Raw genomic sequence first — 23187 nt, 5'->3', positions numbered from 1 at the left:
TGCCACCCTTTAGCTTTTTTCTACCAGGGAATCATGTTATTCTTTTGGTAGTAAGGCTGACGCTGTTTGCTGTTGCTACCAGTCAAACTACTGATTGCAACGGGAATGCAACCAGCAGTTGCCAAAGAACAACCGCCAATTTCTAGTATGTAACCATATTTTCCTGTATTTTAATAGTAGGAAGTCCCTTAGCCAGAAATAAATGAGGTGGAAAAAATGATACTAGCAGATAAGATTATTTTGCAACGAAAGAAGAACGGTTGGACACAAGAAGAGTTGGCGGAATTGATGGGAGTGACCCGGCAATCTGTCTCCAAATGGGAAAGTGCACAAGCGATTCCCGATATTAAAAAAGTGATAGCCTTGTCGGAATTATTTGGCGTGAGTACGGATTATTTATTTAAAGATGAGATTGATGAGCCAGATTTTGTCGAACCCAAAGAAAACTTGCCACAGGTGACATTGGCACAAGCCCATGAGTTTTTGCAGATTAAGGAAACCACCGGCCGAATGATTGCGGTAGCGGTAAGCTTCATTATAATCGCAGTGGCGGGTTGGCTGGGGTTGACAGGTATCTCGGAAGTCCGTCAGGTTAGCAGTGGGGGGCTCACCAGCCTTTCAGGGTTGGCGTTATTGCTGGTATTGATTACATTAGCAGTAGCCGTTTTACTTTATAGTGGCTTCAAGACGGAACCTTTCAAGTTTTTGAATGATCAGCCTTTTGAAACAGAATATGGGGTAACGGGGATGGTTTCCCAGCGTCAAAAAGCTTATCGTCCACGTTATGTAACTTATAATATCGTCGCGACTTGTTTATGTATGTTAGGGGTGGTCCCTTTGCTAATCGGTGGCATGACGGCAAATGAAAGCTACCAGATTGGCGGCTTGGTGATGTTATTAGTCATTGAAGCCATTGGGGTGGGGCTGTTCATTCTCAATGGAATTCGTTGGGAAAGTATGTTGAAACTGTTGCAAGAAGGGGATTATGCTCGGGAAATCAAAGAGAAATCGGCTTTTGTGGATTCCATTGCCACGATATATTGGCTGACTGCTACGGCACTTTATGTTGGCTATAGCTTGATTACGGGTAACTGGCAATTTAGCTGGGTGCTCTGGCCGATTGCCGGGCTATTGTACGCCGTGCTGGTGGCTCTTTTGAAATTACGAGAGAACTCCCGTTAACGACTAAAAAACCCGAGAAGTTTGGTATAACTACCAATTTCTCGGGTTTTTACTTATCCTAAATAGGCCAAAGCTTTTTCTGGAAGGTCTTTTGCCGAGACTTCCTCATAAGTTTCTACATAGGCACCTTTATTTTTTAGCTTTAAATAACGATCCACATTCAGTTCGCTCAAGCCGTTAAATTCGATTTTTCGTGTCTTGCCGTTACGATCCACAGCAGTTTGGCGGTAAGTCGCGGTGCCGTAGCTGTTGACGGCATCCGGTGCTTTTGTTTTGATATAGACTTCACTCGTAGGCACCAAGGGATTGAAGCGATCAAGGATACCGCTGATTTCTCCCGGGGCATCTTTGGTAAACTGAGGCGTGATGACGCAGACAGCTCCCAGTAATAAGACGCCAGTTAGTAAGGTTCCAAATAATTTTTTCATCGTTGTTTCCTCCGTTTGTTTTAGGTATGAAGCTAGTTTAACGAAAGACGGGGGTGGAGCCATCCGTCTGAGGTCCGAATCCCAACTAACAAACTTGTCATTTCACTTCTGGGACAGCCCTACGATCCCAAGGCAAGTGATTTGCTATTTTGAAAAGTCGCTCCCTGTGTTAAAATTAAAGGAGAGATTCATTTTTTTATAATTAAAAGTAGAGTTTAGGTGACGAAAATGAAAAAAATAAAAATCCGCGGTGGCCGCCCTTTAAAAGGGGAAGTCACGATTAGCGGAGCCAAAAATAGTGCGGTAGCGTTGATTCCAGCAGCTATTTTAGCTGATTCACCGGTAACCTTAGAAGGGGTTCCTGATATTCAGGATGTCCATTCTTTGATTGAAATTTTAGAAATCATGGGGGTTCGGACGAATTTTTCGAATAACACGTTATTCATCGATCCCACCGATATTGTCTCCATCCCGATGCCTAGTGGCAAAATCAATAGCTTGCGGGCGTCTTATTATTTTATGGGCGCTTTGCTGGGGAAATTTGGCGAAGGGGTGGTCGGTTTGCCTGGTGGTTGTTATTTAGGACCGCGGCCCATCGATCTCCACGTCAAAGGTTTTGAAAGCCTTGGTGCGACAGTGACCAACGAACATGGTGCGATGTATCTGCGGACAGATGATCACGACCTTCATGGCGAACGCATCTTCTTGGATATGGTTTCCATCGGTGCCACCATCAACATCATGTTGGCAGCGGTCAAAGCCAAAGGGCGCACGATTATCGAAAATGCGGCGCGGGAACCAGAAATCATCGATGTGGCAACCTTGTTGAACAATATGGGAGCAAAAATTCGTGGGGCAGGAACCAATGAAATCCGGATCGATGGCGTGACTGAATTGCATGGTTGCCGTCATTCGATTATTCCCGATCGCATTGAAGCAGGGACTTATCTAGCTTTGGCAGCAGCAGTCGGTGAAGGAATCAAAGTCCATAATGTCATTTATGAACATTTGGAAAGCTACATTGCCAAACTAGAAGAGCTCGGTGTGACTATGGCGATTTCGGAAGATACCATCGAAGTCGATCCTGCACCGCATCTTCAGCCAGTCATTGTGAAAACCTATCCCTATCCTGGTTTTGCAACGGATTTGCAACAACCAATCACTCCTTTATTGATCAAAGCCCAAGGTACTTCAGAAGTGATCGATACTATCTATACCAAGCGGGTAAACCATATTCCTGAGTTGAAACGGATGGGGGCAGCGGCTGAAATCGAAGGCAATATGATGATTATTAACGGACCAAGTAAACTCCATGGAGCTGAAGTGGTCGCCAGCGATTTACGGGCCGGGGCTTGTTTGGTCATTGCCGGCTTGATGGCTGAAGGGGAAACCACCATCAGCAATGTTGAGTTTATTTTGCGCGGCTACGATCATATCGTAGAGAAACTGACGGCTTTGGGTGCGGATATCGAGATGGTTGAAGTTCCAGAGGTAGAGTAAGCAAATTCAAGCAGGTTCTCTTTGGTGGATTGGCTACCAAAAAGAGCCTGCTTATGTATTTAGAAAAGATGAGGTGGCCAGATGGCTGATTATTTAACAATGGCAGAGTTGGAACATAAAACACTAAAAGAGATTTACAACTATGCCAAACAATTTAAAATTCCCTACTATAGCCAGATGAACAAAAAGGAGCTTTCCTTGGCGGTCATCCGGGCTCAAGCAGAAAAGCAAGGTTTTTATTTTATGGAGGGAGTCCTAGATATTATTGGTCAAGAAGGCTATGGCTTTTTGCGACCAATCAATTACGGCCCCAGTGCTGAAGACATTTATATTTCTTCTTCACAAATTCGCCGTTTCGGCTTGCGCAATGGTGATAAAGTCGCCGGCAAAGCCCGTCCCCCTAAAGAATCAGAGCGCTATTACGGCTTGATGCATGTGGAGTCGGTCAATGGCAAAGATCCCGAAGAAGCCAAACAACGGCCCCATTTTCCTGCCTTAACCCCTTTGTATCCCACCCGTCATATCAAACTAGAAACCACTCGCGGCCGCTTGGCTACGCGAATGATGGATATTTTTGCGCCGGTTGGCTTTGGCCAACGAGGCTTGATCGTAGCCCCGCCAAAAGCTGGAAAGACAAGTATCTTGAAAGAAATTGCCAATGGGATTACCGATAACTATCCCGAAGTCGAGCTGATTGTCTTATTGATTGACGAACGTCCCGAAGAAGTCACTGATCTGGAACGAAGCGTCAAAGGCGACGTTGTTTCGTCGACTTTTGACTTGCAACCACAAAACCATACTCGTGTTTCCGAACTAGTCTTGGAGCGGGCGATGCGCTTAGTGGAAGATAAGCGAGATGTCGTGATTTTGATGGACAGCATCACCCGGTTGGCACGAGCTTATAACTTGGTGGTTCCTCCTAGTGGGCGTACGTTAAGTGGGGGGATTGATCCGGCGGCACTCTACAAACCTAAGAAATTTTTCGGCGCTGCTCGTAATATCGAAGAAGGCGGCAGCTTGACCATCCTTGCCACCGCCTTAGTGGATACCGGCAGTCGGATGGATGATGTCATCTATGAAGAGTTTAAAGGGACCGGCAATCAGGAACTTCACCTGTCTCGAGAGCTTGCCGAACGCCGCATCTTCCCAGCAATCGATATCAAACGCTCCGGCACACGGAAAGAAGAACTCTTGATGACTCCGGACCAACTGGAGGAAACCTGGAAGATTCGCAATAACATGACCGGAGATGCTTTAGAGTATACAGAGCAATTTCGGCAACTGCTGACGAAGACCAAAAGCAATCAGGAATTGTTTGATGCCTTTTCAGAAGTTAGCTTTGGTCGAAAGAATCCGCGAAATCAAAAAAGATAATTGCATCTAAATTTGAATCATGGTAATATGTTACTGTTGTAAATTAGACAAATAACTCTGGTGCAGCAGATGGACCAGGGCAAAGGAGCGAAAACGATTATGAAACAAGATATCCATCCGGATTACCATCCAGTTGTATTTATGGACTCCACAACAGGTTTTAAATTCTTGTCAGGTTCTACAAAACACTCTCAAGAAACTGTTGAATGGGAAGATGGCAACACGTATCCAGTGATCCGTGTCGAAGTAACATCTGACTCTCATCCATTCTACACTGGCCGTCAAAAATTCACCCAAGCAGACGGACGTGTCGACCGTTTCAACAAAAAATACGGTCTCAAAGACGCAAACGCTGCGGAATAATTCTAACTTGCTTAGAATACTGTTGTATCAACAGTTTGGAGGTTTCTCTCATGTACGAGAGGACCTCTTTTTTTTGCATTTGGTTGTGTTTTGAAATGTCATTGGCAATAGTATATGATGATTTATTTTTGTATTTAATTAGTTTAATTTGTTTATTTTTTAATTTAACTCTTGACGATTATTACAATTCATCTGATAATTAATGTAGCGCTAACATTGGAGGGATTTAGATGAAAAACAAGTATTTCATTGGCTTTGGTATCCTCTTGATTTTCCTTGCTTTTGCCAAGGTTTTACCTAATGTTTATTTAAATATTGGAGCTTTAGGGTTATTTTTATCTATTGGTTTCTTTATTTTTAGTCTGTTTAAACGAAAGAGAGGACGGCTTAAATTAGCGGGAATTATGGCCTTGAGTGCACTTGCCATTAGTGTGGCCGGTAGTGCATTTGCAGGAAATGCGGATCACAGGCAGAGTGCCACCCCCAACAATCTAATTACACAAGTTTCAACAAAGAAATCCAGTGAGGTAGTAGCTACCGAAGCCTCTGTTGAAAAAGCTCAAAAAGCGGAAGAAAAACGATTAGCTAAAGAAGCAGAAGCAAAAAAGCGTGAAAAGATAGTATTGGCAGAGACAGCAAAGAAAAAAGAGGCTGAAAAACAAGCCCAAGCTGAAAAAGAAGCCGAAGAAAAAGCAGCGAAAAAAGCGGAAGCTGAGAAAGCTGCTGCAGCAAAAGAAGCAGCAGCTAAAGCAGAAGAGCAACGAATAGTAGCAGAAAAAGCCGAGGCTGAACGGGTTGCTGCTGAAGAGGCAGCAGCTGAAAAAGCTGCCCAGGAAAAAGCTGCTCAGGAAAAAGCCGAGGCCGATCGTTTAGCAGCTGAGCGAGCAGAAGCGGAACGTGTTGCAGCTGATCAAGCCGAAGCTGAGCGACTCGCTGCAGAACAAGCGGAAGCCGAACGCATTGCTGCTGCAGAACAAGCGCAACAAGCGCAAGCAAGTGGCGAAGTGGTGTATGTTGCACCTGAAAGTGGTAGAAAATATCATTATAGTCCTGGATGCCGGGGTCTCAGTCAAGCAAATTCTGTAGTGGATATGACGGTCGATCAAGCAAAGGCTAACGGCTACACCATCTGTGGTTGGGAAGACTAAGCCTTGTTTTAAAATCAATTGCTTTTTTTAGCTATTTGAAGTTGATTAGATGCTTGCGGGAAATCAGGAGACGTAAATGGTTGTGAAGAGTAATGAATCATTTTTTGATCTAAATAATAAGTAGAGGTCTCTTCTATAACAGAAGGGCCTCTTTTCCTTTTCCAACAGTTTCGTCTGACAAGTTATTTCAATCAATTTTTTCATCAAGTTTATATTTGAAATCTTTAAAGAGGGCGTCTACTATCACGGCCTTCTTTTTCTTTACCTACATTTTCTGAAAAAGCTTTCAAGGTATGTTGTTTTTTAATTCATAAAAAAATCACAATTTTTATATGCAAAATCCTTGCAAATCATTCTCACAGGCGTATAATGACACAGTGTCACATGACAGTCTGTCATTTGGAGGGCAACAATCACGATGGGAGGGAGTAGCATGCCAAAGGAAACCTTTTTTCATTTGCCGTTAGAAAAACAACAACGGATTATGCGAGCGGCGAAAAAAGAATTTTCCAGAGTGCCTTTGGGAGAGGCTTCGGTTGCGCAAATCATTAAAGATGCGGAGATTCCTCGGGGCAGTTTTTATCAATATTTTGAGGATAAAGATGATCTTTACTTCTATTATTTTAAAAGTAGTCATCGCAATGCCCAAGAGGAATTGAAAAAAGCGATGAAAAAAGCTGATGGTCGCTTATTTGACGGCTTCGAACTGTATTTTGCCAAAATGGTGGAAGAAGTCTTGCAAGGGCCAAATGCCGCCTTTTATCGCAATCTCTTTATGAACATGGATTACCGTTCCTTTCATAAAGTGGCGCCACCTTTTAACCGGGGGATTCACCCGCCGCTGCATCAACACCAATCAGATGAGCAGTGGCAAGAGTTTTATGACACGATTGACCTGTCTTTGTTGCAGTTGGAAAGCCAAGAGGATCTAAGAATTCTAGTCAAATTGTTGATGCACGTGGTTTTTTCCACCGTAGCGGATGGGTATCGTCAGCTGCTTGATCAGCCGGAGTTGGATATTGATAAGATTCAGGCGGAGTTTAATTTGAAAATCAGTTGGTTAAAATACGGTGCCGCCAAAGAAATACCGAAAAATGAACAACGTAAGGAAGGTTAAGCCATGAAATTATTTAAGTATCTCAAAAAATATTGGTATGCCATCTTGGCTGCCTTGTTATTGTTGGTAGTGCAAGCCCACAGCGATTTGACATTGCCAAGTATCACCTCAGATATCGTGGATGTGGGGATCCAACAAGGGGGCCTGGAAACAGTCACTCCAGATAAAATCCGCGAATCTACCTTGTCGGCCATCCAACTGTTTATGACGGAGGATGAAAAAGAGACTATTGCCGATAATTACAAAAAGACCACCGAAAAAGTCGATGGCAAGGAAGAGACAGTTTACAAACTTGACTTAAAAGAAGGCATGACCAAAAGCAAACTGTCAAAAATCTTTGAACTGCCCATGATGATGTTGGCCTCTTCACAAGCAAAGGATTCTTCTGAAGCCGGCCTAGCAAAAGAAATCATGGATAGCTACCAAGGTTTGAGTAAAAAAGGTGCCGAAGCCAAAGAACTTGGTGCGGAAGCTGAAAAATTAGGAAAGCAAGCCCAAGCCGCAACTACTGAAGCTCAAACCGCGGCAGCAAGTGGGGATATGGCTACGGCTCAAAGTAAAGGGGCAGAAGCAGAAGACTTAGGTGCCCAAGCCAAAGACAAAGGTGCCCAAGCCCAAGCATTAGCTGATGAAATCACTAAGACGACTGAGGAAATGCCAGCCAAAGTCGAAGAAGCTCGAAAAGCGACCACCGATGAGCTAGGCGACATGGGGGCAGACTCCATGAAAACGGTGGGGGTCCAATTAACCTTAGCAGAATACAAAGCATTGGATATGGATACTGGTAAAATTCAAACCAATTATATGATCAAAAAAGGGCTGCAGATGATCGGCTTGACCTTAGTCTCTGCCGTAGCTGCCGTCTTAGTTGGTTTGATTGCTTCCTTAGTTTCTTCAAAAGTCGGGAAAGAATTGCGACTGGGTCAATACAGCAAGATTTTACAGTTCTCCAATGCCGAGATGGAAAAATTCTCCCCAGCCTCATTGATTACTCGGAGTACCAATGATATTCAACAAATCCAAATGGGGTTAGTGATGAGTATCCGGATGGTCTTGTATGCGCCAATTCTCGGAATAGGTGGGATTTACAAAGTTTACCAAACGGGGACAAGCATGGGCTGGATTATCGGTGTAGCGGTGGCTGCGGTGATGGTATTAGTCGGAACCCTGTTGATTTTCACCATGCCGAAGTTCAAGAGCTTGCAAAAACTCGTGGACCGCGTGAACTTAGTTTCTCGTGAAATCATCACTGGTTTGCCAGTCATTCGGGCCTTCTCTCGTGAAAAATACGAAGAAAAACGTTTTGATGGTGCCAATACAGATTTGATGAAAACGCAATTGTTTGTCAATCGGGCCATGTCCATCATGATGCCAGTGATGATGTTAGTCATGAATGGGATCTCAGTCTTGATCGTCTGGGTCGGAGGTCATAATATGGATGCCGGACAACTGCAAGTAGGGGATATGATGGCCTTCATCACTTACACGATGCAAATCGTGATGGCCTTTATGATGATTTCGATGGTTTCCATCATCTTGCCACGGGCGAACGTCTCTGCTGGTCGGGTGGATGAAGTCTTGGAAACTAAACCGACGATTACCGATCCTAAAAATCCACAAGATGACCGAGAATATACTGGCGCAGTCAAATTTGAAGGGGTCAGCTTCCGTTATCCAGATGCTGACGAAGATGTCTTGCATCACATCAACTTTACTGCAAAACCCGGAGAAACAACCGCATTGATCGGGTCGACGGGTTCCGGTAAATCAACAGTGGTGAACTTGATTCCTCGATTGTTTGATACGACGACAGGTCGCATCACGATTGATGGTGTTGACATTCGTGAAATAAGCTTGCACAAGTTGCATGACTTGATTGGTTTTGTTCCTCAAAAAGGGGTTCTTTTCTCCGGAGATATCCAATCCAATATCAAGTTTGGTAACGAAGCTGGTATCACTGATGAACAGATGAAAAAAGCGGCTGAAATTGCCCAAGCGACTGAGTTTATTGAAAGCAATGAAGCTGGTTATGACCGGGAAATCTCCCAAGGTGGGACCAACGTTTCCGGTGGGCAAAAACAACGTTTGTCGATTGCCCGGGCGTTAGCCAAAGATCCTAAAATCTTGATTTTCGATGATTCTTTATCCGCTTTGGACAACAAGACGGATGTAGCCTTGCGCCGGGCATTGGCCGAACAAGTCTCTGGGATTACGCAAATCATCGTGGCGCAAAAGATTTCCACGATTTTACATGCGGACAACATCATCGTCTTGAATGAAGGACGGATCGTCGCTCAAGGCACCCATGATGAACTGATGGCAACATCAGAAGTCTACCAAGAAATTGCTTCTTCCCAATTGAGTAATGCCGAATTAGGTTTGGAAGCAGAATAGGGGGGAAAGATTATGGCAGAAAATAACGAACGTCGCCCACAACGAGGACCTGGTATGGGTCGCGGGATGGGTGCCGGTGAAAAAGCCAAAGATTTCAAAGGGACAATCAAAAAACTTGTCGCTTATCTGGCAAACTACAAAATTGCGTTACTGATGGTAATGATCTTTGCCGCAGTATCCACGATCTTTAATATTTGGGGTCCGAAAATCCTCTCCAAGGCGATTACGGAACTCTTTACCGGACTGGTTAGTAAATATCAAGGTACCGGTGGCATCAACTTTGACAAAATCGGACAAATTCTCCTCTTTATGCTAGGTCTTTACTTAGTATCTTCAGCGTTTGGTGTGATGCAAGGTTGGATCATGTCCACGATTACGCAAAAAGTAACCTACCGTATGCGGAAAGAAATCTCCGAAAAAATCAATCGTATGCCGATGAATTATTTTGAAAGTCGGACCACTGGTGAAGTTTTGTCCCGGATTACCAACGATGTGGATACGCTAGGACAATCGCTGAACCAATCCATCACGCAGCTGATCACCTCGACCTTTACGGTGATTGGGGTTATCGTGATGATGCTTTCGATTTCATTACCAATGACGGGGATTTCCATCTTGATCGTACCGATTTCCCTGGTATTGATTTTGTTTGTCGTGAAGTTTTCGCAAAAACACTTCGCTACCCAACAAAAATACTTGGGGATTATCAATGGTCAAGTAGAAGAAACTGTTGGTGGTTACAACATCGTGCATTTGTTTAACGATGAAGAAAACGCCTTGAAAGAATTTACTGAGCAAAATGAAGTGTTGTTTAAATCTGCATGGAAATCACAATTTCTTTCTGGTTTGATGCAACCAATCATGAACTTTGTCGGTAACTTAGGGTATGTAGCAGTCGCGATTATCGGTGGGATTTTCGCTTACAACGGGACCATCACGGTAGGGGATATCCAAGCCTTTATCCAATACGTCCGCAACTTGACGAACCCGATTGCCCAATTGGCACAAGTCTCCAATATGTTGCAATCGATGGCAGCCGCTGCTGAACGGGTCTTTGAATTCTTGAACGAAGAAGAAGAAGCGCAAACTGTTGAAAATCCAGTGAAAGTTGGCAAAGTCAGCGGAATGGTGGATTTCGACCACGTTCATTTTGGCTACAACCCAGATAAAATCATCATCAATGACTTTAGTAGTCATGTGGACCCTGGCCAAACCGTCGCGATCGTTGGACCAACTGGGGCCGGCAAAACGACGATGGTGAAACTGTTGATGCGTTTTTATGATGTCAATTCCGGAGCTATCAAAATCGATGGCTACAATATCAAAGACTTCAACCGGGCGGATCTCCGAGAAAATATCGGGATGGTCTTACAGGATACTTGGTTGTTTAAAGGGACGATTATGGACAACTTGCGCTATGGGAATTTGGATGCGACTGACGAAGAAGTTTATGCCGCTGCCAAAGCTGCCCATGTCCATCACTTTATCGAAACCTTACCTGGTGGCTACAACATGGTCTTAAATGAAGAGTCTTCAAATATTTCTCAAGGGCAAAAACAATTATTGACGATTGCTCGGGCGATTTTGGCAGACAAACCAATCTTGATTTTGGATGAAGCCACGTCATCTGTCGATACCCGTACAGAAGTTTTGATCCAAAATGCCATGAACAACTTGATGGCTGGCCGGACTTCCTTTGTCATCGCTCACCGCTTGTCCACGATTAAAGACGCCGACAAGATCTTATATATGCAAGATGGCGATATCAAAGAACAAGGTACCCATGAAGAATTGCTGGCCCAAGGTGGTTACTATGCTGCTTTGTACAATTCACAATTTGAAGAATTGGCTGGTTGATAAAGTCAGGAAAGCTTCAGGAAACAGAAAATTGAGCAATGAAATGTGTCACACCATCTTTTCCTGAAGCGACGACTAGCTTAGAAAAAAATTAAAGTGATTCCTGTAGACGAGAGCTGGCGCTTAAAACCAGCTCTCGTTTTTGTGTTTTTCGGGAAATTGTAAAACACTAGTAAGGAGTTATAAAAATAGTGGGAATTATCTGTCTTCGTGGTGTTATTTTTAAAAGCCAAACAAAATTTTAAAGACCTTTAATTTGTTTCAGAAAACCTTTAGTTTGTTTCTGTTTTTCCATGGTAGAAAGCGTTACCTTGAATAGGTGGTTTGATTGTGAAACGAGTGGTCTCTTGATTTTCTGAGAAAGAAGAGTTGTTTATATTACCGGGGTTGTTTTGCTTTGTTACACAAAAATGACAACGATTCCATCGATACTGAATAAGAGGAGTGCTGTTTTACAATCAATCAAAGAAATCAGCTTAGGGAAGCCAGTTGGAAGTTAATTTCAAAGGGACTTTTTCTTGAGCAAAAATGACGAGGAGGAGAAAGATGAAACACATTCATTTCAAAAGTGCTGCAGTCTTGACGTTATTGGCAGCATTGATGATCGGTGCCAGCGGTTGTGAAACCAAAGGAGCAACCCAGCAAAAAGATGGGGCACAACAGGTGGTTTATTCGGAAACAGAAGAGGCAAAACTTAATCGCGGGATGGATAATCAACCCCAATCTTCCTATTGGTTTCCAGAGGATTTGCTAAAATGGGACTTTGAAAAAGATGAAGATGCCAAATACAATGTCAGCACCACGCCTTTAGCCAAACGAGTAGAAAAAGAACAATTGACTAAAAGCAATGCCACCCAAGATGCGGATATGCAAGTGGTAGCGTTATCGATTATGAATGCTAGTACCAGCGGCAACGCTCCCCGAGGTATCAACACTTTTGATGCCAATGTTTTTTCATCTTGGCAATATATCGATAAAATGGTCTACTGGGGCGGTTCCTCGGGGGAAGGGATTATTGTTCCACCGAGTGCCGATGTCATTGATGCCGCTCATAAGAATGGGGTGCCGATTTTAGGAACGGTTTTCTTCCCACAAACGGCACATGGTGGGAAAATCGAATGGCTTTCACAATTTTTGGAAAAAGATAAAGCAGGGCATTTCCCAATCGTGGATAAATTGATTGAAGTGGCTGACCAATATGGTTTTGATGGGTGGTTTATCAACCAAGAAACAGACAATGAAGTCACCAGTTTTGATGAAGCAGCCGCAAATAAAGAGGAAACAAAAGAAGATACCGCTACGAACGAATTAAATAAAAAACATGCCACTTTGATGCAAGAATTGATCAAAGAGTACAAAGAAAAAGTTGGCGAAAAACAAGAGCTGATGTGGTACGACTCCATGACCGAAGAGGGTAAGATGGATTGGCAAAATGCCTTGACTGACAAAAATGATGCTTTCATGGTGGATGGGGACATGAACCCCGTAGCCGATGATATGTTTTTGAACTTCTGGTGGAATACCGATGAATTGGCGAAAGATAAATTATTGGAAAAATCCGCTGCCAAAGCTAAAGAGTTGAATATCGATCCCTACGATTTATTTGCAGGTATCGATGTCCAAGCAGATGGCTACATGACACCAACCCGCTGGAGCTTATTCACTGATAAAAATAACAAGCCCCTGACTTCACTAGGCCTTTATGTACCGGATTGGACGTATTTCTCTGGCGGGACTCCAGATGATATCCAAGCTCGTGAAAATACCTTCTGGGTCAATGGTCAAGCTGATCCAACTTTAAGCGTACCAGTCGCTGATGGGCAATGGCCTGGGGTTTCCACTTATGCCTTAGAACAAACCGCTGTGACCCAGACACCGTTTGTCACCAATTTCAATCTTGGGAATGGCTATAATTATTTCATCGATGGTAAAAAAGTCTCTGGATTGGACTGGAACAACCGTAGTCTCCAAGACGTATTACCCACTTATCGCTGGATTTTTGAACATGGAGAAGGCAATCAATTGGATGTTTTGATGGATTATGCTGAGGCGTATCAAGGCGGGAACTCTCTGAAATTGCGAGGGACCATGAATGAAAATACGGCTAGCAAGATCAAACTCTATGGGACAGATCTGCAATTGACGAAAGACACGGTCTTCACCACGACTGCTAAAGCCAGTGAGAAAACTGATTTGAAACTCATTTTGACGATGGTAGATGGCACTGAAGAAACTATCAAAGGCGACAAAAAAGTTGGTTCTGATTGGACGAAAGTCACTTTTGATGTCGACAAATTGACAGATCAGAAGGTCAAATCAATTGCGTATAGCCTGGCTAGTGAAAAAACTAGTGATGTCTACGAGTTCAATTTTGGACAACTAGCGATTACTACAAAAGAAGCTAAGAATACCGAAACCGTCAAAAATGTTGCGATTGAAGATGCCCTTTTTGATGAAGAAGAAAGTAATTATGCCGGTATTCGTTTGACTTGGGACACAGTCGATATGGCGAACTTCTCTCATTACAATATTTATCGGCTAAATCAAGATGGTAGCCGTTCCTTTGTCGGGGCCACGCCAGCAGCAAATCACTATATCAATGCTTTAGAACGCAATGATGATACCAATAAAACCGACTTTATCGTGGTGCCAGTGGATATCTGGGGCAATCAAGGACAGGACTCCAAAAAAGTCACTTTGAAATGGCCAAATAACGCCATTCCAAAAGCTTCCTTTACCGCTTCTCGGACTTTGATCGCACCTGGAGATCAAGTAACCTTTACCAACACTTCTTCGGCGAATACTGAGTCGGTCAAATGGGAATTTACCGGTGGCGACATCGCGGATAGTACCGAAGACGCCCCTGTGGTTACTTATGCCAAGGCTGGGGTCTATGCAGTAAAACTAACCGCCAAAAATAAAGCAGGGGAAACCCCAGTAGAAGTCACTGAATTTATTACCGTTTCCGACGCTGCCAAAGGGGACTTAGCCTTATTGTCAGCCGGAGCAAAAACTGAGGCTTCTGGCTTTACCAATGATAGTGAAGCACCAGAATTTGCAGTGGATGGCAAATTGGATACAAAATGGTGTGCGACTGGGACACCCCCTCACGAAATCACTATCGACCTGGGAAAAGTTAAAACCATTAGTGAAGTTCATTTGGCCCATGCGGAAGCCGGTGGCGAAGCGCCAGATATGAATACCAAAGCTTACTCGATTTTGGTTAGTGAAGATGGCAAAGACTACAAGCAAGTCACTCGCGTTATCAGCAATACCGCTGGAGAATCGGTGGATACCTTCCCAGCAGTCAACGCCCGCTATGTGAAACTATCAGTGGACAAACCAACACAAGGTTCTGACACAGCGGTACGGATTTATGAAATGGCAGTTTATGGTTTGAAATAAAGCAAACTAGACACCTTATGATAGCGTAACAGGCTGTCATAAGGTGTCTTCTTATTGGATTGAGGCAGTGTTAAATAACGAAGGAAAACTTATAAATCTGATTGTATTTCATTGACGTGCTCCTTAAAAGAACTGATAATTAAAATACGCCAAAGAATTTGGGAGGCACTATGAAAAAGTCGAAAAAGATAAAAAAAGTTTTTCCTTTATTGTTTAGTTTGGGTTTATTGTTCAGCGGAGTGACTGGCTGTAGTGATGCGGGGACTGCTAAGGGAAAAGAAGAGACGAAAGCCACTGCCACTCAAGAGCAAGTAGCAAAAAAAGCAGCCACAGCAAAGAAAGAAGAACAAGCAGCTAAAGATAAAGCTGAAAAGGAACAAGCCACTAAGAAACAGGCGAAAAAGGTAGCAGAGGCTAGAGCCAAGACTGAGGAAGAAAAAGCTGAAAAAGAAGAAGCCGCAGCAAAAGCCAAGGCTGCAAAAGCAAAAGCAAAAGCAAAAGCAAAAGCAGCAAAAGCAAAAGCAGCAAAAGCAAAAGCAGCAAAAGAACATGCCAAACAAACGATCATCGCTCAACAAAAAAAGGTAGTCAACGAACTAGCTAACTTGGAGTATCAAGGTACGCAAACGATTGAAGCGAATGACGGGGTGCCGCTTTTCACAGAGGAAGATCTTAGTTTGACAGATGGGGCTTGGGAATCCTATGGTGATTTGGATAGTTTGAATCGTGTAACTGGTGCCAATGCCATGTTAAACCAAAGTTTGATGCCTACAGAAGAACGAGGGGATATTTCTGCTATTCAACCGACTGGCTGGAAGAACAAGAAAATCAAAGGCGGCTATTTGTATAATCGCTCTCACCTGATTGGCTTTGCTTTATCTGGTGAAAATGCCAACTGGAAAAATTTGATGACTGGTACTCGCCAATTAAACTCGCCGGAAATGCTAAGTTTCGAGATGGATTTGAAGTATTACTTGGAAGAGGACAGCAATCGATACGTCCGCTATCGAGTAACGCCAATTTTTCGCGGGGATGAGCTTTTGGCTCGCGGGGTGCAATTAGAAGCGCAATCAATTGGGAGCAATGCGGTCAGTTATAATATGTATATCTTCAATATTCAAGACGGAGTGACGCTAAATTACGCGGATGGTTCTAGTGAAATTGACTCGAACGATCAGTCAGACACAGGGGAGTTTAAAACAGAAACACCTGCCAGTGATACGACTAATAATGGTGGGCAAGGAACCGCTAGTGATGATCAAGAATACGTGGATGAAAACGGCAATGGCTTGATTAAGGGCTCAAACAGTGGCATTTATCACGTTCCGGGTTCAACCTATTACAACCGCACCACCAATCCCAAACAAATGTTTAAAACGGTTAGGGAAGCAGTCGCTGCTGGCTATCGGGCGCCGAAAGGGTAATCGAAAAGTAAACAACGCCACAATCTTCCAATGAATCAGGAGGTTGTGGCGTTTTTTTGATTTGAAAATAGTTGTTAAGTCAGACACGATGCTTTTTGCGAAATTCGCTAGGGCTAATGGCAAACTGTTGTTTAAAGTATTTGGAGAGGTGGTACCCATATTTAAACCCCGTCAGTTCAGCGATTTCCTCGATAGGTAAAGTAGTGGAGACCAGCAGTTGTTGCACGTTTTTCAGACGTAATTGCAGTAAATAATGTTTCGGTGACACTCCAGTTTCACTTTTGAATAACCGTGAAAGGTAAGCCGCATTGAAGTTGAACTGTTGGCTGAGTTGGCTAATGGAAATTTCTTCTTGATAATGGGTTTCGAGATAGCGAATCAGACGCAAAATCTGGGGATGACGGATGGGCTGTTTGAATAAGGGATCATCGCTTTGTTGTATCAGCTGGGGCGGCTGGTACAAAAATAAATCTGCGACTAGATGGGAGCGGATGACAAAGCTGGGTCCAGATAGATCGTATACATACTGACGTAACAGCTGCTCATCCATGGCCATGCGCTCAGCATCAACCGTTAAAGGACCAACTGGTGGGTGCAAACTGCTGGTAATGTCTAGACGGAAAAAGTGAAATGTCAAAGGAGCCAGCACCCTTCGTTGAAAAAGAACGCCTGGTGGGCACAACAAGACACAAGGTCCTTGCCCGCGTCCGCTGACGGTCCCGATTTGGTAATCAAGGCGACCTTCTGTTATCAAATACATCACCCAAAAGCTATCGGTATCCTGCGCAAGTTGAAAATGGGGCTTTGCTTCCCACCAGACATGATCGATTACCTTGACAAGTGCCATCTGTCATCCTCCTTTGAAAAAGTCAAAAAATGCCAAATTTCCCTTCCTTTTTACCATTGTATACTTTATCACAAAAACTATAATAAGGCTATCAATGAGAGGGAGCGGTTCCACATGAAGGAAATCAAAACAGATATCATCGTCGCCGGTGGGGGCTTAGCTGGCGTTTGTGCAGCCATTGCGGCAGCGCGAGAAGGCAAAACAGTCGCTCTAATCCAAAATCGTGGGGTGTTAGGTGGCAATTCCTCTAGCGAAATCCGCGTTTGGGTTTGCGGTGCCACCAAACACGGGGTCAATCGCTATGCACGAGAAACAGGGATTATGGGAGAATTGTTTTTAGAAAACCAATATCGCAATCCCCAAGGCAATGTCTACCATTGGGATCTACTATTGTTAGAAAAAGTAAAAAAAGAACAAAATATCCAATTGTTCTTAAATACTGAAGTAACGGATGTCCAAATGCATTCAGAAAATCGGATTGCTGCTGTGATTGCGCAAACGCAAGCTGCCGAAAACAGTTATCGTTTTTCTGCAGAGTATGTTATCGATTGTACCGGGGATGGCTTGGTGGGTGCCAAGGCTGGAGCAGCTTTCCACATGGGACGTGAAAGCCAAGCCGAGTACGGGGAATCATTGGCGCCTGCTGAAGCAGACCAGGATCTGCTAGGAAGCACGTTGTTGTTTTATACCAAAGATGTTGGCGAGCCAGTGAAGTTTATTGCACCACCTTTTGCCAAAAAGTTGACCGATACTTCCATTTTAAACAATCGGACTTTGAAGGCTGCAGATAATGGCTGTGCCTATTGGTGGATTGAGTGGGGAGGAAAACTAGATACGATTCATGACAATGAGCCCATTCGTGATGAGCTCTTGGCAGTTGTTTATGGTATTTGGGATCACATCAAAAACTCAGGGAAATATGATGCGGCTACCTTGGATTTGGAATGGGTTGGGACCTTACCTGGCAAACGGGAATCCCGCCGCTTTATCGGGGATTACGTGTTGACTCAGCAAGATATCGAAAACCAAACCTTGTTTGAAGATCGGGTGGCGTTTGGTGGCTGGTCCATTGATCTGCATCCATCGACGGGGATGTATACTGAATCAGCTGGGGCTCGCCACGTGGTAGCAGATGGCGTATATCACTTGCCTTACCGGATGTTGTATTCTAAAAATATCGAGAACCTCTTCTTTGCTGGTCGCAATGTTTCCGCAAGTCACGTAGCATTCGGGACGATTCGGGTGATGGCGACTTGTGGGATTTTAGGAGAAGCTGCCGGAACAGCCGCTGCTTTTGCGATTGAGCAAGAATGTTCACCGCGGGAGATTTACCAAACACATCTAGCTGCGTATCAACAACGCTTGCTGAAAAATGACGCTTCAGTGATTGGCCTAGTCAATCAAGACGCAGAGGATTTGGTTAAACAAGCAACCGTCTCCGTATCTAGTCAATTGACAAGATTGGATACGAGTACCAATCAGCTGACCAAACGGGCTTTGACGCAAGGGGTTGGACTGATTTTCCCTTATACTGGTCAAAAAGAGCTGCGGGTTTTACTTGAAGCTCAGGTGGCTACTGACTTGCAAGTAGCATTTTACGAAACGGGTCGTCAGGAAAACTACATCCCTGAAAACCTTCTTGAAGCAACCACGCTGTCTGTTCAAGGAGGTGGGCGCCAATGGGTGACGATTCCATTGCCTCAAGGTCCAGCGAGAAATATCTTTATGGAGTTCAAGGAAAATCCGGAACTAGCCGTCTTCTTTAGTTCGAAAGTTTTACCAGGGGTGTTGACCTTTATCAACGATCCTATCGCTGAATTGAATCAACCGGAACTCCACGATTATGTGCGAAAATCAGCCATTTTGTATTGGACGAATCAAAAAATCAATCGTCAAAACTTGGTCTTCCAGACTGCAGCGGGGACTTGTTATCAAGGAGGCGCTTTGATCAATGGTTTGGTACGACCATACGGGATGCCAAATCTGTGGGTTTCAGAAGAAAGCAGCAAGGAAGAAACCATCACCTTGAACTGGGAAGAAGCCAAAACAGTTTCTGAGATTCGGCTAACTTTCAATGATGATGTCAATGAAGATATCGTCAATCTTCACCACCATCGGACCAATTTTGAAGTTGTTCCAGAATTGATCAAGGCTTACGAGATTTGGGGCGAGTATCAAGGAGCCCGTCAATTGCTCGTCAAAGAGACGGATAATCGGGTGCGGCACTTGGTTCATGACCTTAATCCGCAACCTTTTGATAAATTGGTCGTGAAGTTATTAGAAACCAATGGTAGCCCAGTCAAATCTATGTACGAAATTCGTGTTTATTAAGGAGCGAGAAAAATGAATGCAACAGAAAAAATTAGTAAACCTCAAGGCAAGTTTAAGATGCGTTATGTCATCTTAGCCTTAGTCTTTGTCAACATCGTCATCAACTATATGGATCGCACCAACGTCTCCATCGCCATGCCAGAACTGGCCAAAGAAATCGGGTTGACTACAGTCGAGCAAGGCTTGATCTTCTCAGCATTTGGCTGGATTTATGCAGCTATGCAAGTACCTGGTGGCATTATGTTGGATAAATTCGGTTCACGGATTATGTACTTTATCAGTTTGTTTGGTTGGTCATTGATGACGCTCTTCCAATCTGGGATTTCTAGTTTTGCGCAATTGTTAGGGTTGCGTCTAGGCGTTGGTTTCTTTGAATCACCAGTGATGCCTGCCAACAACCGGGCCATTTCCTATTGGTTCCCAGAAAATGAACGGGGAACAGCCATCGGGATTTATTCTTCGGCCCAATTTTTAGGCTTGGCGGTTTCCATGCCCATCTTGTACAGCATCCACAACACTGTAGGCTGGCGGGGACTCTTTATCATTACCGGGGTTGTGGGCATCATCTGGGCTTTTGTCTGGTATGTGATTTATTCTGACCCTGCAAAAAATAAATGGGTGAGCCAAGCTGAGTTGGATTACATCAAAGCTGGCGGAGCGGTCTTTGAAGAAGAAAAAGCCGTCAAAGGTGAAAAAGCAAAATCAAAATTAACCAAAGAAAACTTACGTCAATTGTTTACGAAGAAATTGATTGGGATTTATGTCGGTCAATTTGCCATCAGCGGTACATTTTGGTTCTTCTTGACTTGGTTCCCTTCTTATTTAACTGAAGAAAAAGGTCTATCTTTAGCTAAAACGGGTTTCTTATCTAGTATCCCTTACTTGGCGGCTTTTGTTGGTGTCATCTTTGCCGGTTATGCATCTGACCATTTGACTAAACGGGGCTTTTCTAAGAGTATGTCCCGTAAGATTCCGGTTATCGTGGGCTTGCTATTGACCTTATTGATCATGGGGGCCAACTATACATCTAATCCAACCTTGATTATCTTGTTTATGTCAATTGCTTTCTTTGGCAATGGCTTAGCAACCATTACTTGGGTTTTTGTGACTTTGTTGGCACCAAAAGATTTGTTGGGCTTAGCAGGTGGGATATTCAACCTTTGCGGCGCCTTGTCTTCCATTGTGATTCCAATCGTGATTGGTTTCTTGGTTGCTGGTGGAAACTTCTCCTACGCGTTGGTGTTTGTAGCTGCGATTGCGCTAGTCGGCGCATGTTCTTACATCTTTGTGGTGGGGGATTTGGATAAATAGACTAAATTTGAATCCAAGGATCGAGTGTTTGCAAATAAGCAATGCTCGATCCTTTTTCGTATTGTCTCCAGTTCTTCCTCAATGTTCGTCTTTTCATGTGCTATTTTTCATTGTATAGTTAATGGAGAGCATCTTGGGGAGGAAAAATGAATGGATATTAAGGGAACCTCAGTCCGGAGTTTGATTCTGCGCTTTTTAAACAACCAAAAAAAAAGAGACAATAATTATTTTATCGCGCAAGGAATTCTGAAGAGTTTTTCCAAAATTCCTCAGCTGACAATCTATGATTTGTCTGAGGAGTATTTCGTCTCAACTTCGGCGATTTCTAGGTTTATTCGCTTGCTTGGCTTTGCTTCATACACAGAGTTTAAAGATGCCGTGGCAACAGAGATTGATATCGTCAATGATTATGCCAAACACTTCGCGCAACCAGCGCAAGAGCAATCAGAAGAATTTATGTCGATTTTTACAGATAATATTTTAGCAAATATCAACTATGTGAAAGAACACATCGCCCTTGAGCAGGTAGAAAGAATTGTCGCTACCATTGCGCAAGCCGAAAATGTGGCAGTCTTTGGCTTAGAGTTCGCCACCTTTATGGGCCAACACTTTCAATCGAAAATGGCTAGCATGGATAAATTGATTCAAGTCGGTTTTACGATTGAAGAGCAGATTGAAATTGTTGAAACGATTTCGGAAAATAGTGTAGCTTTGGTTTTCTCGATGGAGGGTGGTTTCTTTTATTTCAGCGAGAAGGTAATTGCAGCGTTGAAGGAAAAAGGTGTGACAATCATCGCTTTTACTTTTAAGAATGCCCCGATTATTGAACGAAATGCTGAGGAAGTCATGATTTGTGGTGAAATCAATGAAAATACCGAGGGTCGCATAGCAATCCTCTATATCATGGAACTTTTGATTTATTATTATATGCGGGATATTTACTTAATTCGCTAGTTTCATATTTTGAAACAAGGTCTCCGGTTTTGAAACTGGAGACCTTGTTTTGCTATCGCTTACATTTTCACGTCATGGTATCGTTTTCTTAACAAGAAAGGACGGATGCTTTGATGAAAAAAGATTTTTACTGGGGGGCATCAACCTCGGCATTTCAGGTAGAAGGGGGCTTTGGTGAAGGTGGTAAAGGTGTGGCAACGACAGACGTACGTCACGTGCCAGAGGGAATTGCGGATTCAAAAGTCGCGTCAGACCACTATCATCATTTGATAGAAGACATCGATTTGATGACAGAATTAGGAATAAATCTGTATCGTTTTTCTTTCAACTGGACTCGGGTGATGGGGGATGGCTATCAAGTCAACCAAGAAGGGATTGCTTTTTATAACCAATTGATTGATGCTTGTCTTCAAAGAGGGATTACTCCGTTTCCTACTCTATATCATTTTGAAATGCCCCAAGCTTTTGTGGAGGATTTTGGCGGCTGGCAATCACGAAAATGTGTCGATCACTTTGTCCATTATGCAGAAGTTTGTTTTGAAAACTTTGGTGATCGAGTCAAACTGTGGGGAACTATCAACGAACAATTGATTGCTACTGCAGCGTCAGACTTGAATGGCAACCACGAAACGGATTCCAATCAAAAAATGAAACAAATGTATCAGATGAGCTATCATATGTCTCTGGCAGAAAAGAAGGCCATTGCCCGATTTAGAGAAATTGTAAAAGATGGTCAAATCGGTCCAGTTTGCTCAATGCAAGTAGTGTATCCTGAAACGCCAGCGCCTAATGATATTTTAGCTTCAAAGAATGCCGAAGATTTTCTTCAAAATTGTTTTTTAGATATGTCAGTGTTTGGTCGCTACCCATTGAGCTACCAAAACTATCTACGGGAAAAAGGTTGGTATCCTGAGACTCAATCTGAAGATAAAGCTATACTTTGCAAAAATAAGCCTGATTTCATTGGAATTAATTATTATGCTAGTACTTGTATCCGAGCTTTACATCCTGATGAGGACAATAGTAAATTACCACCGTTTTACCGAAATGAATTGTTCACGTTAGGAAATAATGACTATTTAACTAAAACGAAATGGATGGAGTTTGGGATAGATCCAGAAGGTTTATATATTGGTATGCGAGACATCTATGAACGCTATGGCTTGCCAATGATGGTAACTGAAAATGGCTTAGCTTATTCTGATATTTTGGAAGATGGTCAAGTCCATGATGAGTACCGCATTGATTATCTGAATCAGCATATTCTGCAGTGTGAACGTTTTGTAGCAGAAGGTTATCCTTTATTAGGCTATAGTCCCTGGTCATTTTTAGATTTAGTAAGTAGTCACCAGGGGTTCCATAAGCGTTATGGCTTGATCTATGTAGATCGCACAGATACTAACAGCAAATCCTGTGCGCGGATTCCAAAAGATAGTTTTTATTGGTACCAAGATAAAATTCATAAACAGTCATAACAGTACTCTAAAAAGCTATGAAAAGTAAGTTTGTTTGAAATCTATGCTCCAAGTAGAGATAGGCTTATATCAAATAA

Annotated in this window: 16 protein-coding genes; 14 read left to right on the top strand and 2 right to left on the bottom strand. The window is 43.3% G+C overall.

Annotated features, from left to right (window positions below; genetic code table 11):
• The first annotated feature begins 216 nt into the window (after positions 1-216).
• A complete protein-coding gene (locus ACO03U_RS06655; protein WP_204686816.1) occupies positions 217-1182 on the top strand; it encodes a helix-turn-helix domain-containing protein in 966 nt (321 codons plus the stop codon).
• 53 nt (positions 1183-1235) lie between these two features.
• Here the strand turns inward: ACO03U_RS06655 and ACO03U_RS06650 are convergent, their stop codons facing one another.
• A complete protein-coding gene (locus tag ACO03U_RS06650; RefSeq protein ID WP_204686817.1) occupies positions 1236-1610 on the bottom strand; it encodes a YxeA family protein in 375 nt (124 codons plus the stop codon).
• Between the two features lie 228 nt (positions 1611-1838).
• On the opposite strand from ACO03U_RS06650, the gene ACO03U_RS06645 reads away from it, so the two are divergent.
• The 9 genes from ACO03U_RS06645 to ACO03U_RS06605 all read left to right on the top strand — a co-directional run bounded on the left by ACO03U_RS06645 (position 1839) and on the right by ACO03U_RS06605 (position 16192).
• Positions 1839-3110, top strand: a complete 1272-nt coding sequence (locus ACO03U_RS06645; protein ID WP_204686818.1) for a UDP-N-acetylglucosamine 1-carboxyvinyltransferase — start codon at positions 1839-1841, stop codon at positions 3108-3110.
• An 81-nt stretch (positions 3111-3191) separates the two neighbouring features.
• Complete coding sequence (gene rho, locus ACO03U_RS06640) at positions 3192-4484, top strand: transcription termination factor Rho (RefSeq protein WP_204686819.1); 1293 nt, start codon at positions 3192-3194, stop codon at positions 4482-4484.
• A 99-nt stretch (positions 4485-4583) separates the two neighbouring features.
• Positions 4584-4847 (top strand): type B 50S ribosomal protein L31, encoded by a 264-nt coding sequence (locus ACO03U_RS06635; RefSeq protein ID WP_161868848.1) that lies wholly within the window; start codon positions 4584-4586, stop codon positions 4845-4847.
• A 230-nt stretch (positions 4848-5077) separates the two neighbouring features.
• Positions 5078-5995 (top strand): hypothetical protein, encoded by a 918-nt coding sequence (locus ACO03U_RS06630; RefSeq protein WP_204686820.1) that lies wholly within the window; start codon positions 5078-5080, stop codon positions 5993-5995.
• A gap of 433 nt (positions 5996-6428) precedes the next feature.
• Positions 6429-7112, top strand: coding sequence for a TetR/AcrR family transcriptional regulator (locus tag ACO03U_RS06625; RefSeq protein ID WP_204686821.1), 684 nt, complete (start codon positions 6429-6431; stop codon positions 7110-7112).
• A 3-nt stretch (positions 7113-7115) separates the two neighbouring features.
• Complete coding sequence (locus ACO03U_RS06620) at positions 7116-9506, top strand: ABC transporter ATP-binding protein (RefSeq protein ID WP_204686822.1); 2391 nt, start codon at positions 7116-7118, stop codon at positions 9504-9506.
• Positions 9507-9518: 12 nt separating this feature from the next.
• Positions 9519-11363, top strand: coding sequence for an ABC transporter ATP-binding protein (locus ACO03U_RS06615; protein ID WP_204686823.1), 1845 nt, complete (start codon positions 9519-9521; stop codon positions 11361-11363).
• A 546-nt stretch (positions 11364-11909) separates the two neighbouring features.
• A complete protein-coding gene (locus ACO03U_RS06610) occupies positions 11910-14768 on the top strand; it encodes an endo-beta-N-acetylglucosaminidase (RefSeq protein WP_204686824.1) in 2859 nt (952 codons plus the stop codon).
• Positions 14769-14938: 170 nt separating this feature from the next.
• A complete protein-coding gene (locus ACO03U_RS06605) occupies positions 14939-16192 on the top strand; it encodes a DNA/RNA non-specific endonuclease (protein ID WP_204686825.1) in 1254 nt (417 codons plus the stop codon).
• 79 nt (positions 16193-16271) lie between these two features.
• On the opposite strand, the gene ACO03U_RS06600 is transcribed toward ACO03U_RS06605, so the two are convergent.
• The gene (locus tag ACO03U_RS06600; protein WP_204686826.1) at positions 16272-17039 is read right to left on the bottom strand and encodes a helix-turn-helix domain-containing protein; all 768 of its coding nucleotides are present in this window, start codon (positions 17037-17039) and stop codon (positions 16272-16274) included.
• Between the two features lie 114 nt (positions 17040-17153).
• On the opposite strand from ACO03U_RS06600, the gene ACO03U_RS06595 reads away from it, so the two are divergent.
• The 4 genes from ACO03U_RS06595 (at position 17154) to ACO03U_RS06580 (ending at position 23110) form a co-directional block, all read left to right on the top strand.
• Positions 17154-19370 (top strand): FAD-dependent oxidoreductase, encoded by a 2217-nt coding sequence (locus tag ACO03U_RS06595; protein ID WP_204686827.1) that lies wholly within the window; start codon positions 17154-17156, stop codon positions 19368-19370.
• 12 nt (positions 19371-19382) lie between these two features.
• On the top strand, positions 19383-20681 hold the full coding sequence (locus tag ACO03U_RS06590; RefSeq protein ID WP_161870101.1) for an MFS transporter: 1299 nt from the start codon (positions 19383-19385) through the stop codon (positions 20679-20681).
• Between the two features lie 150 nt (positions 20682-20831).
• Positions 20832-21635 carry a MurR/RpiR family transcriptional regulator gene (locus tag ACO03U_RS06585; RefSeq protein WP_204686828.1) on the top strand — a complete coding sequence of 268 codons (804 nt, stop codon included), beginning with the start codon at positions 20832-20834 and terminating at the stop codon, positions 21633-21635.
• Between the two features lie 113 nt (positions 21636-21748).
• Positions 21749-23110 carry a glycoside hydrolase family 1 protein gene (locus ACO03U_RS06580; RefSeq protein WP_270789225.1) on the top strand — a complete coding sequence of 454 codons (1362 nt, stop codon included), beginning with the start codon at positions 21749-21751 and terminating at the stop codon, positions 23108-23110.
• Positions 23111-23187: the final 77 nt, after the last annotated feature.

The sequence above is a fragment of the Enterococcus diestrammenae genome, from assembly GCF_049384045.1.
In the GTDB taxonomy this organism is placed as follows: domain Bacteria; phylum Bacillota; class Bacilli; order Lactobacillales; family Enterococcaceae; genus Enterococcus_C; species Enterococcus_C diestrammenae.
The sequence above is the reverse complement of the archived record's forward strand: the minus strand, read 5'-3'. Positions and strand labels throughout refer to the sequence as shown.